Below are 17585 nucleotides of genomic sequence, written 5' to 3'. Positions count from 1 at the left end.
CCCCATTTATCCTGCGCTGCTATGCAGTTGCTAAGTAACCTTCTTACGGCAAACGTACAGCCTCCGGCCCACCTTGCCAACCATGAAGTGTGCTACTACTTTTCGGGGAAAAATCGGGGGAATTCGCACCTAAAACTGCGGTTATCGAACCCCTTCGACGGCGGGTTGTGGCGTTGGAAGTGCGTCCAAGGAATTGAAGCTGTAGAGCTGGATTCCCTCTATCCCTGGTCGGACAGAGAGCTCGTCAATGAGCGCGTCCGGCGTGTACCGTTCCCCGATCAGAAGCCTCCGTGCCAGCGGGCCTTTGCGGCTGAGGAATTTCAAGGAGGACCCCACTCCGATGCTGGTGGCAAGCGAGACCAGCTTTACCTTGGGCACGGCCCCTGCCACACCTGCCCACACTGGAAGGAGTACGCCCTCACGGCGGAGCATAGCCACGTAGTCCTGGATCCTGTCCGCCGAGAAACACATCTGCGTGACTATTTTCGTGGCGAACTCCTGCTTCTCCAGCAAGGCATCAACCAAGCGCAGGCTGGTGATGTCCGGATGCCCTTCCGGGTAGCCGGCCACTCCAACGGCCATTTCGCCGGACGTGATCTGGGCGATGTCGCGCAGCAATTCCCCGCCAGTGGAATACGAACCCGATGGCTGCCCGTCGCCCCCGATGGCGAAGACTTCCGTGATGCCCGACGCCGAGCAGTCACCCAGTATGGCTGACAACTCGGCGCGGCTTTCAAGAGCCTTGGCAGCAAGGTGGGGAACCACGGTATAGCCGAGCTCCCTCAGCTGGACAGCAGCACGGAGTGTGGCACCGACACCATGCTTCGGCAGGCAGGTAATGCTGATTGCGGTGGACGTAGGCAGGGCCTTGCTGACGACGTCCACGATTCCCTCGGACGGGATGATCTCAACACGAACGGGAAGCATGAGGTGTCCTTTTGCTGTGGCTTAGGCGTGGGCGGCGAGGATGGTGGAGGCTTCCTGGCGGGTGGTGCCGGAGGACTCGATGTGGGCCAGGGCGGCGGGGATTTCCCAGCCCTTCTTGCGCATCGCGGTGGCCCACAAACGCCCGGCCCGGTAGGAGGAGCGGACCAGGGGCCCGGACATGACACCGAGGAAGCCGATTTCCTCGGCCTCGTGCTGGAGGTCCACGAACTCCTGCGGTTTGACCCAGCGGTCCACGGGCAGGTGCCGTTCGGACGGGCGCAGGTACTGGGTGATCGTGATCAGGTCACACCCGGCCGCGTGCAAGTCCCGGAGCGCTTCGGAGATTTCCTCGCGGGTTTCGCCCATGCCCAGGATCAGGTTGGACTTGGTCACCATGCCAAGGTCCCTGCCCTGGGTGATGACATCCAGGGAGCGTTCGTACCGGAACGCCGGGCGGATCCGCTTGAAGATCCTGGGCACGGTTTCGACGTTGTGCGCGAACACCTCGGGCTTGGAATCGCAGATTGCCTTGATGTGTTCGGGTTTGCCGGAGAAGTCCGGGATCAGCAGCTCCACCCCGGTGCCCGGGTTCAGTTCGTGGATCTTGCGGACCGTTTCGGCGTACAGCCACACGCCCTCATCGGCGAGGTCGTCACGGGCCACCCCGGTGACGGTGGCATAGCGCAGCTGCATGGCCTGCACGGACCGGGCCACCTTGGTGGGTTCGAACATGTCCACCGGGGAGGGTTTGCCGGTATCGATCTGGCAGAAATCACAGCGGCGCGTGCATTCGGACCCGCCGATCAGGAACGTCGCTTCCTTGTCTTCCCAGCACTCGAAAATGTTCGGGCAACCGGCCTCCTCACACACCGTGTGCAGGCCTTCCTTCTTCACCAGGTTCTTCAGCCCGACGAACTCGGGCCCCATCTGGACCTTGGCCTTGATCCACTCGGGCTTGCGTTCAACCGGGACAGCCGAATTGCGCTGCTCAACGCGCAGCAACTTACGGCCTTCAGGTGCCAGGGTCATGGGTTTACTTCCTTGTTGGTTGTCTCGTTTTGTCCGTTGCCACAACGCAGGTACGTGTCAGCATTCGACGACGTTGACGGCCAGGCCGCCCATCGCGGTTTCCTTGTACTTGGAGGACATGTCCTTGCCGGTCTCGCGCATTGTCACGATCACCTCATCCAGGGACACCCGGTGCGTCCCATCCCCCCACAACGCCATCTTCGCCGCGTTGATCGCCTTCGCCGCCGCGATCGCGTTCCGCTCAATACAGGGAATCTGCACCAACCCCCCGATCGGATCACACGTCAACCCCAGGTTGTGTTCCATCGCGATCTCCGCCGCGTTCTCCACCTGACCCGGCGTACCACCCATCACCTCGGCCAACCCCGCAGCAGCCATCGACGACGCCGACCCGACCTCGCCCTGGCAGCCCACCTCGGCCCCCGAAATGGACGCCTGCTCCTTGTACAACACACCCACCGCCCCCGCAGCCAGCAGGAACTTCACCACCACATCGTCCTTATCCTTTTGGGTGGCCTTGTCCATGCCCGGCGCATAATGCAACGCGTAATACAACACCGCCGGGATAATCCCCGCCGCACCATTCGTCGGCGCCGTGACCACCCGCCCACCGGAAGCGTTCTCCTCAATGACCGCCAACGCGATCAGGTTCACCCACTCCTGCCAATACTTCGGATCGTTACGGTCCTTGTCCTCCTTCAACAACCGCTCCAGCCAGTCCGGAGCACGACGACGGACCCTCAACCCCCCGGGCAACACACCCTCACGCTTCAAGGACGTCTCAACACACGCCTCCATCACATGCCAGATATGCAACAAACCCTCCCGGATCTCCTCCTCAGACCTGCTGGCACGCTCATTGATGAACATGATGTCGCTGATCCCCAACCCCTTCGAGGAACACCGGCCCAGCAACTCAGCAGCCGTCCGGAACGGCAACGGCAACTCCGCCTTCGTCTCCTCCAACTCCGCCCGCGCCGCGTCCTCCTCACCCTCCCGGACAATGAACCCGCCACCAACCGAGAAAAACGTCGCCTCCCGCAACGTGGCGCCCTCAGCATCAACCACAGCAAACTTCATCCCGTTCGTATGCCGCGGCAACACCGTCAACGGATGCAACACCATATCCTCCACCGCATACCGCAACTGCACCCCCGCACCAGCAACGCCAGCACCAGCAAGATTCAGCACACCCGTCTCCGCGATCGCAGCCAACCGCTCCTCCACCTCATCAGGCAGGATCAACTCCGGGTGGTAACCCTCCAAACCCAACAGCGTCGCAGTCATCGTCCCGTGGCCACGGCCAGTCGCAGCCAACGACCCATACAAATCAACCCGCAACCCCGCCACCGAACCCAGCACCCCGGACTCACGCAACTCGCCAGCGAACACCGCAGCAGCACGCATCGGCCCCACAGTATGAGAACTCGACGGGCCAATACCCACAGAGAACAGATCGAAAACACCAACAGCCATGGCTGGATCCCTTTCAGGGAGGAGTCAAACACAACAAAAATGTGGGGGCCGGGCCAAATCCCGAGCCAAGGCGGCCCGGCCCCCTGGAGGTCCCAGTGCGAACCTCCAAACCCGGTTTTGTGTGCGGCATTCGTTCCCAGCAAATGCCACACCCGGGAGATCAAAATCGAGTCCCGCCGATTCGTGGACTCCCTGCCAAACATGCCGTGCGCACGGCACACCCCGCAGCAACCCCCCCCGAAACGGAAGACCAAAGCATCCTCGCGGCCCACCCTCGGAAGCTGCCCGTCCCAAGAAGGCGACCCGCCCCGCCGGCCCCTTCGGGGCCGGCATCCGGAAGCGGGCGTCCAAGGGAGCATCGCATCCGCTCAGCGGGTGCCTATGCGACCGAGCCCGCGGAGGATGTCGGCCCCGACGGGCCCCACGCACCGGCCTCGGTCGACGGCCAACCCGCAAGGCTCAGCCGAGGTTCGCAACTCCCGGGTACAGCGGATGCGCCTTCGCAAGCACATCAACCCGGTGCCGCAACCCGGAAAGGTCCGCATCGGCGTCGGCAATCAACACTTCGGCGATGATGTCCGCAACTTCGCGGAAGGCCGCTTCCCCGAATCCGCGCGTGGCGAGGGCCGGGGTGCCGATGCGCAGGCCGGAGGTGACCATGGGCGGTCGTGGGTCGAAGGGGACGGCGTTGCGGTTGACGGTGATGTCGATCGCCGCGAGCCGGTCCTCGGCTTGCTGGCCGTCGAGTTCGCAGTTGCGCAGGTCGACGAGGACCAGGTGCACGTCGGTCCCGCCAGAGACGACGGAGATACCCTTTTCGGCAACGTCGGGCTGGACCAGGCGTTCGGCCAGGATCCGGGCCCCTGCAAGAACGCGTTCCTGACGCTCACGGAACTCTGCCGAGGCCGCGATCTTGAAAGCAACGGCCTTGCCCGCGATCACGTGCTCCAGCGGTCCACCTTGCTGGCCCGGGAACACGGCCGAGTTGATCTTCTTGGCGATGTCGGCGTCGTTGGAGAGGATGATGCCGCCGCGCGGACCGGCGAGGGTCTTGTGCGTCGTCGACGTCGTGACGTGGGCGTGCGGCACCGGCGACGGGTGCAGGCCAGCGGCAACCAGGCCGGCGAAGTGCGCCATGTCCACCATGAGGTAGGCACCCACGGAGTCGGCAATCCGACGGAACTCAGCGAAATCCAGCTGCCGCGCGTAAGCGGACCAGCCGGCAACGATCAGTGCCGGCTTGTGCTCCTGCGCCAGGCGTTCGACTTCGGCCATGTCCACCGTGTGGGTGTCCTCGCGGACGCCGTAGGGGACCACGTTGTAGAGCTTGCCGGAGAAGTTGATCCTCATGCCGTGCGTGAGGTGGCCGCCGTGGGCAAGGTTGAGGCCCATAATGGTGTCGCCCGGCTTGATCAGCGCGTGCATCACTGAGGCGTTCGCCTGCGCACCGGAGTGTGGCTGGACGTTCGCGAACTCCGCACCGAAGAGGGACTTGATGCGGTCGATCGCGAGCTGCTCGATCACGTCGACGTGCTCGCAACCGCCGTAGTACCGCTTGCCCGGGTAGCCTTCGGCGTACTTGTTGGTCAGCACGGAGCCTTGAGCCTGCATCACGGCAACGGCCGTGTGGTTCTCTGAGGCGATCATTTCCAGGCCGTCGCGCTGGCGGCCCAGTTCGTCGTCGATCTTCGCGGCGATCTCCGGGTCCAGCTCGGACAGCTTGGCGTCCAACGACGCCGATACAACCTGCGCGAACTCAGTCACGGCTGCGGCGCTCACAGTTCGCCACCGTTTGTTGCAGCGTATTCCTCAGCCGACATGAGCGGGCCTTCTTCCGTGGCCGCCACTTTGAACAGCCAACCAGCGCCGTAAGGGTCGGTGTTGATCAGGGCCGGATCGCTGACAACGGCGTCATTGATCTCGGTCACCTCACCTGTCACCGGCGAGTACAGGTCCGAGACCGACTTGGTGGACTCGACCTCACCGCAGGTCTCGCCTGCAGTCACAGTGGAACCGACCTCAGGGAGGTCAACGTACACAATGTCGCCCAGGGCATCCGCAGCGACCGCAGAGATCCCAATCCCCACAGGCCCGGCTCCATCCGAAGCAACCCATTCATGCTCAGCCGAGTACTTCAGCTCGGCAACTACTTTGCTCATTCCAGTTCCTTCTCTCGTGGCTATTTTTGGCGCTTGTAGAACGGCAGCTGAACGATCTCGAACTGCTCAGCTTTTCCGCGGAGGTCCACCTCGACTACCGTGCCCGGTGTGGAATGCTCGACGTCGACATACGCCAGGGCGATCGGGTAACCGAGCGTTGGGCTCGGCTGGCCGGAGGTGACTTCGCCGATGAGTGAGCCGTCCTTGAGGACCGAGTAGTGGGCGCGGGCTGCACGTCGGCCGGTTCCCTTGAGGCCGACCAGTTTCTGTCCGATGGTCGATCCGACGCCGGCTGCCTTGATCGCAGCCAGGGCTTCCTTGCCGATGAAGTCGCTTTCCTTGGCCAGGGAAACCACCGGGCCAAGTCCTGCGGCGTAGGCGTTGACGTAGCGGGAGAGCTCGTTGCCGTAGAGCGGCATGCCGGCTTCGAGGCGAAGGGAGTCGCGTGCTGCAAGGCCCGCGGGGATGAGGCCGTGGCCTTCGCCGACCTCGAGGAGTGCTTCCCAAAGGCCGGCTGCGTCAACGTTCGGGATGTAGATCTCGAAGCCGTCTTCGCCGGTGTAACCGGTGCGGGCAAGCAACAAGTCCTGCCCGTTGATCTCAACCTCAACAGCCGCGTAGTACTTCAGCTCGGTCACGAGGGCGTGCTGCTCTGCCGGAACCAAGGTCAGCAGAATGGCTTCCGCGTTCGGACCCTGGACTGCGATCAGCGACGTCCCAGCCGAGGCGTCCTCAACCACGACGTCGAAGCCGGCGGCCCGCTCCAGCAGAGCTGCCGCAACTACCTTGGCGTTGCCCGCGTTGGGGACCACGAGGTACTGATCCACGCCTTCTTCGGGAGAAGGGCGGCGGTAGGTGATGAGGTCGTCGATGATGCCACCGTCGGCGTTGCAGATCAGCGAGTACTTGGCCTTGCCCACGGCGATCGCGGACAACTTGCCCACGAGCGCGAAGTCCAGGAAGGCCGCGGCGCCCGGACCACTGACCCAGACTTCGCCCATGTGCGAGAGGTCGAAGAGGCCAGCTGCGTTACGGACTGCGTGGTGTTCGGCGAGTTCGGACTCGTACTTGAGCGGCATCTGCCAGCCGCCGAAGTCCGTGAACGAGGCCCCGGCTTTTTTGTGCTGCTCGTAGAGAGCGGTGTAGTTCTCAGTCATTGAGTCAGTCCTTTAGTTCTCGAAGTCTGCGGTGTTGTCCTCGAACGCTTCAAGGGGTGGGCAGGAGCACACCAGGTTGCGGTCGCCAGCAGCGCCGTCAATGCGTCCGACCGGCGGGAAGTACTTGTCCTGCTTCAGGTGGTGGACTGGGAACGCGGCCTGCTCACGCGGGTATGCGCGGTCCCATGCAGAACTCACGACGGCGGCAGCCGTGTGCGGCGCGTTGCGCAGCGGCGAGTTCTCAACAGTGAAATCGCCGGTGGCAACCTGCTCGATTTCGGCACGGATGGTGATCATGGCTTCAATGAAGCGGTCGATCTCGGCAAGGTCCTCGGACTCGGTCGGCTCCACCATCAAAGTGCCCGCAACCGGGAACGCCAAGGTGGGAGCGTGGAAACCGAAGTCGATGAGGCGCTTGGCCACGTCCTCAGCCGTGACGCCGGTGCGGGCAGTCAGTTCGCGGAGATCCAGGATGCACTCGTGGGCAACAAGACCGCCTTCGCCGGTGTAAAGAACCGGGAAGTGCTCATCCAAGCGGGAGGCAACGTAGTTCGCAGCAAGCAGCGCGGACTTGGTGGCTTCGGTGAGCCCCTGGCCACCCATGAGCTTCACGTAAGCCCAGGAAATCGGGAGCACACCGGCGGAGCCGTAGCGGGATGCAGAGATGGCCACGCCACCTTCAGACGAAACATTGTTCGCATCTCCGGGCATGAACGGTGCCAGGTGGGCCTTGGCTGCAACCGGTCCAACACCGGGTCCGCCGCCCCCGTGCGGGATGCAGAAGGTCTTGTGCAGGTTCAGGTGGGAGACATCGCCGCCGAACTTGCCCGGCTGGGCGAGCCCAACGAGTGCGTTGAGGTTTGCGCCGTCAACGTACACCTGGCCTCCGGCAGCATGGATCGAGTCGCAGACCTCCCGGACGTCAGCGTCGTAAACACCGTGCGTGGACGGGTACGTGATCATGATGCAGGACAGGACGTCCTTGTTGGCCTCGATCTTGGCTGCCAGGTCCGCGTGGTCGATCGTGCCGTCAGCGGCCGTGGCCACCACAACAACCTTCATGCCGGCGAGCACAGCCGAAGCAGCATTGGTGCCGTGCGCAGAAGCAGGGATCAGGCACACGTTGCGCTGCTCGTCGCCGCGGGAAAGGTGGTAGCCGCGGATCGCAAGGAGGCCCGCGAGCTCACCCTGGGAACCGGCGTTCGGCTGGATGGAGACCTGATCGTAGCCGGTGATCTCAGTGAGGTCGGCTTCCAGCCCTTCAATGAGCTCGCGCCATCCAGCGGTCTGGTGATCCGGAGCGAACGGGTGGATGGAGGCGAACTCCGGCCAGGAGATTGCTTCCATCTCAGCTGTAGCGTTGAGCTTCATGGTGCAGGAACCCAGCGGGATCATGGTGCGGTCCAGTGCGAGGTCCCGGTCGGACAGCTTGCGGATATAGCGCAACAGCTGTGTCTCGGAACGGTGCGTGTTGAACACGGGGTGCTGCAGGAAATCACTGGTTCGGACCACGTCTGAGGGCAGCTCAAACCCGGAAGCGTCCTTCACCGGACCGGCACCAAAGGCGACGGCTACCGCGGAGAGAACCTCCGGCGTCGTGGTTTCATCGAGGGAAACGCCGACCGTGCCAGCATCGATGCGACGCAGGTTGATACCGCGGGCTTCGGCGGCGGCGATGACTTTGTCAGCCTTGCCGGGTACGCGGACCGTGAGGGTGTCGAAGAAGGATTCAGACACGAGTTCACGGCCAGCCGTCTTGAGGGCAGTGGCCAGCGTGCGGGCGTGGCCGTGCACGGTTTCCGCGATCGCCTTCAGGCCTTCGGGGCCGTGGTAAACCGCGTACATCGAAGCCACGATCGCGAGTAGTGCCTGCGCGGTGCAGATGTTGGACGTCGCCTTTTCGCGGCGGATGTGCTGCTCGCGGGTCTGAAGGGCCAGACGGTAAGCCGGGACTCCGGCGTTGTCCTTGGAGACGCCGACGATGCGGCCCGGGAGCGTGCGCTCCATGCCTTCGCGGACTGCCATGTACGCAGCGTGGGGGCCGCCGAAGAACAGCGGAACACCAAAGCGCTGCGCAGTTCCGACGGCGATATCGGCACCCTGCTCGCCCGGGGGCGTGATGAGGGTGAGCGCCAAAAGGTCGGCAGCGACAGTGACCAGCGCCCCGCGCTCCTTGGCGTCAGCGATGACGCCGGTGTGGTCGAAAACGCGGCCCGAAACGCCGGGCTGCTGCAGGACGATGCCGTTGATCTCGCCGTCGGGAAGCCCTGCGGAGAGGTCGGCAATCTCCACCTCGAAGCCGAGTGCCTCGGCACGGCCCTTCACGATGGCGATGGTCTGCGGGAGGAGGTCGGCGTCCAGGACGGTCTTGCCGTCCTTCGCGGTCTTGGACTTGCTGGCACGACGCATCAGCAGCACAGCCTCGGCCACAGCGGTGGCTTCATCCAGCAGCGAAGCGTTGGCCACGGGAAGTCCGGTGAGGTCCTGGACCATTGTCTGGAAGTTCAGCAGAGCTTCGAGGCGGCCCTGGGAGATTTCCGGCTGGTAGGGCGTGTACGCGGTGTACCAGGCCGGGGATTCCAGGATGTTGCGTCGGATAACCGGCGGCGTGACGGTGTCGTAGTAGCCCTGGCCGATCAGCTGGATGGCGGTCTTGTTCTTGGACGCAAGCTTGCGGAGCTCGGCGAGGACCTGGGTCTCGCTAAGGGCGGCCTGAAGCGTCAGCGGCGTGGCTTGCCGGATGGAATCGGGGACCGCAACATCTACCAGGCCGTCTACGGAGTCGTAGCCGATTGCCTTGAGCATGGTGTCAACGTCGGCCTGACGGCGGGCGCCGATGTGCCGGTCCGCGAAAGCGGTGGGGGTTGATTGAACAGTCAAGAGGAACTCCATGATTCAGGCGCCCTATGTGCGCCACGATGATGTGGGTTCCTCCCCGCTCTGTATTGGACCTGAGAGATTCCGCAGGAATGGTTGCCTGCTTGCACCGTCGGTGAGCCCAGTTACCTGGACTGCTTTCCAGAGTTGCCTCGCCGTGGCGGTACGTGGGCCTGAGAGATTCCTGGGGAGGATTTGCTCCTACGGCGCCTGACTGGATGTACCGGCAGGACTCTCCCGCCACAGATCAAAAGCATTGCGTCACGTCAGTGACACGGTTCACACCATAGCGGGTTATCTGGAAAAAGCGCAAGCAAGGGATACCTACCGGTGCATTGCCTCGTGGATCTGGAGAGCGAACCACAACTGGGCAACAGTGGAGGTTTCACCCATGTCCAGCCCCGTCAATTCGCCGATTTTTCGTATCCGATAGATGATGGTTTGCCGGTGCGCGAACAGGGCAGCGGCGGTCTTTTGCCAGGAACGCTGCGAGTCCAAATAGGTCCTCAGCGTGACAATGAGATCGCCTTCCTGGCTCTGCTCGTAATCGAAAATCGGGCCGAGGAGACGCCGGACCAGGGCAGTTCCTTCCTCGAAACCCGTCAGCCCCAGCCACGATGGTCCCTGCGCGTAACGGGCCAGGCCAAGCTTGTTCGCCCGGGCCGATCCGAGCGCCCACAAGGACTCCTGCAGCGCGCGCTGAATGCCCGCCACACCCGCCGGAGCGCTGATCCCGATCGCGGCATCCGCCCCGGCGCAATGCACCAAAATATCGTCCGGCACATCAGCAGGGACAACGACGTGCAGCCGGTTATTCCGCTTCAGGGAAGCCGACGCAACCCCGTGCCGCCACAGTTCGATGTGCACGTTAGCCAGCCTGTCGCCGTCGTCCGCTGCTTTATCGCCGGCGTCCGCGTAGAGCGAGGCGAGCAGGAAATCCTGGGGCGGAACATCAAAACCGGCCAGCCGGCTCTCCATCTCGGCCGCGCCCAAGCGTCCATCCATGGCCTGCAGCAGGAACTCACCCGCCAGCCGATGGCGGCCTTCCAGCGACAGGACGATGCGCGAAAGCTGCAGTCCCAGCACCGTTGCGGCGTGCAGAAGTACGACGGCGTCCGGGTGCGGTTCGCTGTTGGGCAGCACCACGAGGAGCGCGTTGGCGTGGGTCGGGATGTCCATGGTCAGCACGTGCCGGCCCCGGATCCGGTGCCACTGGAAGTTCTTACCCGCCAAGGACACCTGCCCGGAAAGCGGAGCCCATTCATCGGCAAGGAACCGTGGGACCGGCTGTCCCTCCGGGTGCCAGGGATGCAGGCAGCGGCGGTCCACCACGAACAGCTCCGCATCCAGTTCGGTGGCGAGCCGTTGGACCAGGCTCTGCCAATGGTCCTCCGAGGCGCCGGCCGTTCGGAGGAGGTCGTAAACCCTGGCCGTCTGCCGCAGGCGCCGGGACTCTTCGAGCAGGGAGGACTCGGCAACCGAGCGGGCGATCGCGATGAACGGCAGGGGGTAGGGGATGTTGATCAGCGGCAGCGGCAGCCGGTCGCAGGCCGCCAGGAACTCCTGGGTCAGCGGAGGCGCGTGCATCTTCTCGCCGATGGCCAAGGCGCTTGCCCCGCTGTCCATAAGGGCCTCGGCGAGCGCCACTTGTCCCGCGGCATCGGCGGGTATCGAGAGCCCATTGGTCATCATGAGCTCGCCGCCTGTGACCCATTCCCAGAGCCTGGGCAGATCGGAGGTGTGGGCCCAGGTGATCCGGTTGTCGCGGCCTGCGTCACCGGCCAGAAGGCTGAGCCCGAGTTGGGGTTCAGCCACGAGTTCGGCGACCGTGATTGCCATCGGATGGGGTCCTGACTCTATGATTCCCGGGGCCCGTTCCGGACCTTTTAGACATTCGTCTAAGCGTCTGGGCCATTTGTAGTCAATGTACCGCTATTCGCCGTGACCCGCGTCACCAAGAATGGAATTACTTACTTCCCGCTCAATGGCGAGCACCCCTCACACCAAGGAACCGGCAATGACAATCCACAAGCCCATCGGCCCTGTCGACGCAACCAAAGTCCCCCGGTATGCCGGACTCGGCACCTTCGCCCGCCTCCCCCAAATTGACCGCGTCCCGGACTATGACATTGCGATTGTCGGCGTACCGTTCGACGGCGGAACTTCCTTCCGGCCCGGCGCCCGTTTCGGTCCTGCCGCGGTTCGCGAGGCCTCGCGTCTCCTGCGCCCGGGCTACCACCCGGAGCTCGACGTCGAACCCGTTTACGAAGCCCAGGTTGTGGACGCCGGCGACATCGCCTGCACGCCCTACGACATCACCCGCGCTGTTCGTGAGATCGAGGAGCAGGCGTTGCCCCTTATCAGCGAAGACAAGCGGCTGATCTCGATTGGCGGCGACCACACGATTGCCCTGCCGATGCTCAGGGCCCTGAACAAGGTCCATGGTCCGGTGGCTTTGCTGCATTTCGATGCCCACCTGGATACGTGGGACACGTACTTTGACCAGCCCATTACGCACGGAACCATCTTCCGGCGGGCGTTCGAGGAAGGCCTCCTTGTGGAGGACAAGTCGATGCACGTCGGCATCCGTGGCCCTGTGTATGACCGCAATGACTTCCTCAGGGACCACGAGTTCGGGTTCCAGATCATCCGCTGCTCGGACCTGGATGTCATCGGTGTGCCGGCGGCCATCCAGCAGGTGAAGGACAGGCTCGGCGACACCCCGGTGTACGTCTCCATCGACATCGACGTCCTGGACCCCGCATTCGCTCCCGGTACGGGCACCCCGGAGATGGGTGGACTCCACTCCCGCGAACTCCTGGCCCTGCTCCGTGGCCTCAACGGCATCAACATCGTGGGCGCCGACGTCGTGGAAGTCGCTCCGGCGTACGACCATGCGGACATCACAACCGTCGCTGCGGCCACCCTTGTTTTCGACCTTCTCGGCTTGATGGTGAACCGCAGCAAAGCCACTACAGTCCGTGAACTGGCTTCGACGTCCCGGAGCGCATCATGAACGCGCCCTTGGCCACCCACGAAGTTCCCCGCCTCGAGGACAAAACCATCCAGCCGATCCCGCTGAATGAGCGTCACGGCAAGGCGCGCGATCTCTTCACCATCTGGTTCGGTTCCAACATCATGATCATGACCATCGTGACCGGCGGACTTGCCACCACGGTATTCGGCCTCGGTTTCGTGCCGGCGCTGGTGGGCATCATCATCGGCAACGTCGTGGGCGGCATCTTCATGGCGCTGCACTCGGCCCAAGGCCCCCAGCTGGGTGTGGCGCAAATGATCCAGACCCGCGGCCAGTTCGGCTCCTTCGGCGCCCTGTTGATCGTGGTCATCGTAGTGATCATGTACGTCGGGTTCTTCGCCGCAAACCTCGTCTTCGGCGGAGAAGCAATGGCCGCGGTCAGCCCCGGCATCAGCGTGGATGCCGGCATCATCATCATCGGCGTGGTCAGCGTCATCGCCACGATTTTCGGCTACCGGCTCATCCACGCCTATGCCAGGATCCTCAGCGTTGCAGCGGGCCTGGCTCTGTTGCTCGCCTTCGTGTGGATCCTCGTTGTCCACGGCCTTCCCGCCAGCTTCCTTGCGGAGGGCAATTTCAACTGGGTTGGCTTCATGGGGACCATCTCCGTCTCGGCCCTGTGGCAGCTGGCCTACGCACCCTACGTCTCCGATTACTCCCGCTACATGCCGCAGGGCACGGGGTCGGCACCGGCATTCTGGGCCTCCTACTCGGGCTGCGTCCTGGGAACGTTGTTCCCCATGATCCTGGGCGCCTTGGTGGGCACGCTCGCCATGACGATGAGCGCCGACAACGTCGAAATCGTTGGCAGCCTGGGTGCGTTGCTGCAGCCGTGGACCCTGATCATCGTGGGCATCTTCTGCCTGGGTGTCGCGGCGTCCAACGCCATGAACCTCTACTGCGGCGTCCTGTGCACTCTGACCATCGGCCAAACCTTCAAGCCGTCCTGGTTGCCACGCGCCAAGACCCGCAGCATCGCGGCCCTCATCCTCTTCGTCGTCGCAGTCTCCATCGCCTTGTTCGCCCGCGACAACTTCATCCTCTTCTACACCAACTTCCTCTCCTTCCTGATGTACGTCCTGGTCCCGTGGACTGCCATCAACCTGGTGGACTACTACCTTCTGCGGCACGGCGACTACCGGGTTGAGGACTTCTTCAAGCGCGACGGCGGTGTGTACGGGCGGTTCAATTGGGTCGCCATCGGCTCCTACCTGGCAGGCGCCCTGATCCAGGTTCCCTTCTCGGCAACCGCAATCTACACCGGCCCCCTCGCGGCCGCGTTGGGAGGGGTGGACATCTCCTGGCTCGTCGGCCTCGTAGTGGTTGCTCCCCTCTACTACTTCGCGGCACGCGTGTTCCGGAAAAAGACAGAAGCCGCCCCCTTTCCATCCCCTGCACTCGCAAACTGACCTATCTGAAAGCGAATTGTCATGACCCTCACAGACACTGCCCACCCCGAAACCGTCCAGTTCACCGTTCGACGCACCTCCTCTGACCATGGCAGCAGCCTGCCTGCGCAGCTGCCCTTGCCTCCCGCCGGGCACTTCATCAACGGATCGTTCGTGCCCGGCTCCACCGGTCAGCTGATCGACGTCGTGGATCCCACCACCGAGCAGGTCATCGCCTCAGTGCAGGCGGGCACGGCGGACGATGTCGACGCCGCTGTAGAGGCCGCCGTCGTCGCCCAAAAGACCTGGGGGGCTACTACCCCCAAGGAGCGGGCGGACGTCCTGAACCTGATCGCCAACATCATTGAGGAGAACCGGCAAGCGTTCGAGCTCATCGAGTCCGCCAATACCGGCAAGCCGCAGGCAGTGGCCGAGGACGACGTCACCAGCACCATCGATACGTTCCGTTTCATGGCCGGCGCCTCCCGCACGCTGACTTCCATGGCCGGCGGCGACTACGCCACTGACCACACCTCCGTGATCCTCCGCGAACCCGTGGGCGTCGTAGGCGTCATTACCCCGTGGAACTACCCGCTGCTGATGGCCGCCTGGAAGATCGCACCGATTCTGGCTGCCGGCAACAGCATCGTCCTCAAGCCGTCCGAGCAGACCCCGTTGTCCACGCTGAAGCTGGCGGAACTGCTCGCCGGACGGATCCCGGACGGGATCCTCAACGTGGTCACTGGCCAGGGGCGCACTGTTGGACAGCGGCTTTCGGAGCACCCATCGATCGCTTTGGTCGCCCTGACGGGCAGCGTCGTTAGTGGCCAGGCCGTTGCGGAAACTGCAGCAAAATCCGTGAAGCGCGTCCACTTGGAACTTGGCGGCAAAGCGCCGGTTGTTGTCTTCCCCGACGCCGATCTCCGCGCCGCCGCCGCTGGAGTCCGCAATGCAGGATTCTGGAATGCCGGCCAGGACTGCGGTGCTGCCTGCCGCGTGCTGGTCCACGAGTCCGTGGCCGAGGAATTCACCGAGCACTTGGTACGCGAAGTCAGCACGCTGGTGGTCGGCGCACCCGAGGCTGGGGACGACGTCGAAATCGGTCCCATGATCTCCCGGCCCCACTTTGAACGCGTCAAGGAATCCTTGGCCGAAGCCCGCGAGGCGGGACTGAATATCGCGATTGGCGGCTCGGCACTGGAAGGCCCCGGATACTTCATCGAGCCAACGGTCATCAGCAACGTCCCCGCCGGCGCGCACATTGCAACCCATGAAATCTTCGGCCCCGTGGTCACTGTGGAGACCTTCTCTTCCACTGAAGAGGCCGTCACCCGTGCAAACGAAAGCCCCTACGGACTGTCCGCCTCCGTGTGGACCAAGGACTCCAGCCTCTCCCTGCGGATTCCCAAGCAGTTGGACTTCGGCACCGTCTGGGTGAATGCGCACCTGGTCCTTGCGTGTGAGGTACCGTGGGGCGGATTCAAGGGCTCAGGCTATGGGCGTGACCTCTCGCTCTACGCCCTGGATGATTACTCGCGCACCAAGCACGTCATGATCAACCACGGCGCGTAAGCCTTCAAACAAGCAACGGAGCTTAGCAATGACCACCAAAGACCTTTCCCGCGCCGCCACTCCCACGGCACCTTTTGGAACAGACATCACCTGGACCAACTGGGGCGGGAACCAGAGCGCGACGCCGGCATTCACCGTCCGGCCAAGGAACGAACAAGAAGCGCTCGACGCCGTCCGTTTCGCCATTCGGGAAGGCCTGCCTGTGCGGGCGGTCGGCTCAGGGCACTCGTCCTCACCTATTGTTCAGACTGGCGGCGTCCTGATGGACATGTCCGGGCTCTCGGCGATCACAGGAACTGACAAAGCCGGGCGTCGCGCGCGGGCCCTTGCCGGAACCACGATCAACGCCTTTGGAGATCCGCTGTGGGAGCAGGGTCTGGCCCTGGGCAACCAAGGCGACATCGACAAGCAGCAAATCGCCGGCGCACTGGCTACCAGCACCCACGGGTCCGGGAAGCACCTGGGCAGCTTCTCGTCCAACCTCCGCTGGGTGAAGCTCATCAACGGCTATGGCGACATCGTGGAAATCGGCGAAGGTCAATTACGGGAGCTCAGGGCCGCCCAGGTGGCTCTAGGTACGCTCGGTGTTTTCCTGGAGGTGGAGCTGGCTGTTGAGGACAGCTACTACCTGCAGGAACAGATCACCTATCCCACCTGGGCTGAAACTGCTTCGACGTGGCAGGACGATCTTGACAACAACAGGCACTACTCGTTCCTTTGGTGCCCGGAGAACGATTCCTGCGAGCTCCTGGATCTTCCTGGCGCACCCGGCCTAAGCATGGCCAACCGGAGCTACACCAAGCGGTATAACGTTGCTTCCATTGAGGACGAGCGCGGGATTTCGACCGTGGAAGGTGCCCGGCTTGACCGCTCGTACCGGATCTATCCTGGTGGCTTCACCACCCAGTTCCACGAACTTGAGTACTTCGTCCGCAGCGAGGACGGCTTTGCCGCCGTCGAGGCCATCCAGGAGCTGATCCGCAGCAAGTATCCCGAGCAGAAGTACCCCGTCGAGGTCCGCTGGGTGAAGGCCGACGACGCCTACATGTCCCAGTTCCAAGGGCGAGACAGCACCGTCATTACCCTGACCACCGAGCCCGGAACCGACTACTGGCAGTTCTTCCGGGACGCCGACGCCGTACTGCAGGAATTCGAGCCGCGGGCCCACTGGGGAAAGATCCACTTCATGACCCGGGGCCGCCTTGAGCGTCTCTACCCCGAGCTGGACACCTTCATCCAGGTCCGCCGCGAATTCGATCCCCGCGGAATCTTCCTCAACGACCACACCCGGTCCCTCGTAGGCTGATCCCAACGAACAAACCCGATGCTCTCTCACATCCACACCCCCAGGGGGCATCCCTCTCTCACATCCACACCCCCAGGCGGCATCCCTCTCTCACATCCCCTTGACACCCGTTTGAAACCTGCAAGTGGTAGTTTGTTCTCTGCCTAAGCCACACACCCGTACCCATCCGGAGGACATTCCATGCTTAAGGGTTTCAAGGACTTCATACTTCGCGGCAACGTGATTGAACTGGCCATTGCCGTCGTCATCGGCAGTGCCTTCACCGCTCTCGTAGCAGCCTTCACCAACCACATCATCAACCCCGTGATTGCTGCGGCCGGCGGCATGAATGCCGAAGGGCTTGGCTTCAAGATCTGGGAGAACAACCCGGCCACGTTCGTCGATTTCGGCGCGGTGCTTACTGCGCTGGTGACCTTCGTGATCACTGCGGCAGTGGTCTACTTCATCTTCGTGGCGCCCATGAACAAGATCAACTCCATGGTTAAGGACCGCCTCTCCACCGAAGAACCCGAGGAAGAACCGCTGCCTGCGGATACCGCACTGCTGGCCGAGATCCGGGATCTCCTGAAGGAGGCAGCGGCCCACCGTGGCACGGACCGCGATTCGGACCTCGACCCCGACAGCGTCCGCTAGGCCGGAGCAGTAACGACCAAGCCC

Annotated in this window: 13 protein-coding genes and 1 riboswitch; of the genes, 5 read left to right on the top strand and 8 right to left on the bottom strand. The window is 63.3% G+C overall.

What is annotated here, in order from left to right:
• Positions 1–141: 141 nt before the first annotated feature.
• The 8 genes from AC6I97_RS03410 to AC6I97_RS03375 form a co-directional block, all read right to left on the bottom strand.
• Positions 142–927: a methylenetetrahydrofolate reductase gene (locus AC6I97_RS03410; protein ID WP_497944059.1), complete on the bottom strand. Its 786-nt coding sequence runs from the start codon at positions 925–927 to the stop codon at positions 142–144.
• A 21-nt stretch (positions 928–948) separates the two neighbouring features.
• Positions 949–1956, bottom strand: a complete 1008-nt coding sequence (gene lipA, locus AC6I97_RS03405) for a lipoyl synthase (RefSeq protein WP_223936751.1) — start codon at positions 1954–1956, stop codon at positions 949–951.
• Positions 1957–2013: 57 nt separating this feature from the next.
• Positions 2014–3432, bottom strand: coding sequence for an L-serine ammonia-lyase (locus AC6I97_RS03400; protein ID WP_497944058.1), 1419 nt, complete (start codon positions 3430–3432; stop codon positions 2014–2016).
• 459 nt (positions 3433–3891) lie between these two features.
• Positions 3892–5211, bottom strand: a complete 1320-nt coding sequence (gene glyA / locus AC6I97_RS03395; protein ID WP_497944057.1) for a serine hydroxymethyltransferase — start codon at positions 5209–5211, stop codon at positions 3892–3894.
• Positions 5208–5591, bottom strand: coding sequence for a glycine cleavage system protein GcvH (gene gcvH, locus AC6I97_RS03390; protein ID WP_224165781.1), 384 nt, complete (start codon positions 5589–5591; stop codon positions 5208–5210). Before gcvH ends, glyA begins: the two co-directional genes overlap by 4 nt.
• Before the next feature lie 20 nt (positions 5592–5611).
• Positions 5612–6748, bottom strand: coding sequence for a glycine cleavage system aminomethyltransferase GcvT (gene gcvT, locus AC6I97_RS03385; protein WP_497944056.1), 1137 nt, complete (start codon positions 6746–6748; stop codon positions 5612–5614).
• A 12-nt stretch (positions 6749–6760) separates the two neighbouring features.
• Positions 6761–9628 (bottom strand): aminomethyl-transferring glycine dehydrogenase, encoded by a 2868-nt coding sequence (gcvP, locus tag AC6I97_RS03380; RefSeq protein WP_497944055.1) that lies wholly within the window; start codon positions 9626–9628, stop codon positions 6761–6763.
• A 148-nt stretch (positions 9629–9776) separates the two neighbouring features.
• A riboswitch (glycine riboswitch) is annotated at positions 9777–9875 on the bottom strand.
• A 74-nt stretch (positions 9876–9949) separates the two neighbouring features.
• Positions 9950–11464: a PucR family transcriptional regulator gene (locus AC6I97_RS03375; protein WP_497944054.1), complete on the bottom strand. Its 1515-nt coding sequence runs from the start codon at positions 11462–11464 to the stop codon at positions 9950–9952.
• A 178-nt stretch (positions 11465–11642) separates the two neighbouring features.
• Between AC6I97_RS03375 and speB the strand changes: the two genes are divergently transcribed.
• The 5 genes from speB to mscL all read left to right on the top strand — a co-directional run bounded on the left by speB (position 11643) and on the right by mscL (position 17561).
• Positions 11643–12641 (top strand): agmatinase, encoded by a 999-nt coding sequence (gene speB, locus AC6I97_RS03370; protein ID WP_224092994.1) that lies wholly within the window; start codon positions 11643–11645, stop codon positions 12639–12641.
• Entirely contained in the window at positions 12638–14071 is a 1434-nt protein-coding gene (locus AC6I97_RS03365) for a purine-cytosine permease family protein (protein ID WP_224165785.1), read from the top strand. Before speB ends, AC6I97_RS03365 begins: the two co-directional genes overlap by 4 nt.
• Before the next feature lie 21 nt (positions 14072–14092).
• Complete coding sequence (locus AC6I97_RS03360) at positions 14093–15622, top strand: aminobutyraldehyde dehydrogenase (protein ID WP_497944053.1); 1530 nt, start codon at positions 14093–14095, stop codon at positions 15620–15622.
• A 28-nt stretch (positions 15623–15650) separates the two neighbouring features.
• Positions 15651–16928, top strand: a complete 1278-nt coding sequence (locus AC6I97_RS03355) for a D-arabinono-1,4-lactone oxidase (RefSeq protein ID WP_497944052.1) — start codon at positions 15651–15653, stop codon at positions 16926–16928.
• A 180-nt stretch (positions 16929–17108) separates the two neighbouring features.
• Positions 17109–17561, top strand: a complete 453-nt coding sequence (gene mscL, locus AC6I97_RS03350) for a large conductance mechanosensitive channel protein MscL (protein WP_400287386.1) — start codon at positions 17109–17111, stop codon at positions 17559–17561.
• Positions 17562–17585 lie beyond the last annotated feature (24 nt).

Source organism: Arthrobacter sp. TmtSoilC48 (assembly GCF_059739425.1).
This window is presented reverse-complemented; position numbering and strand designations above follow the sequence as displayed.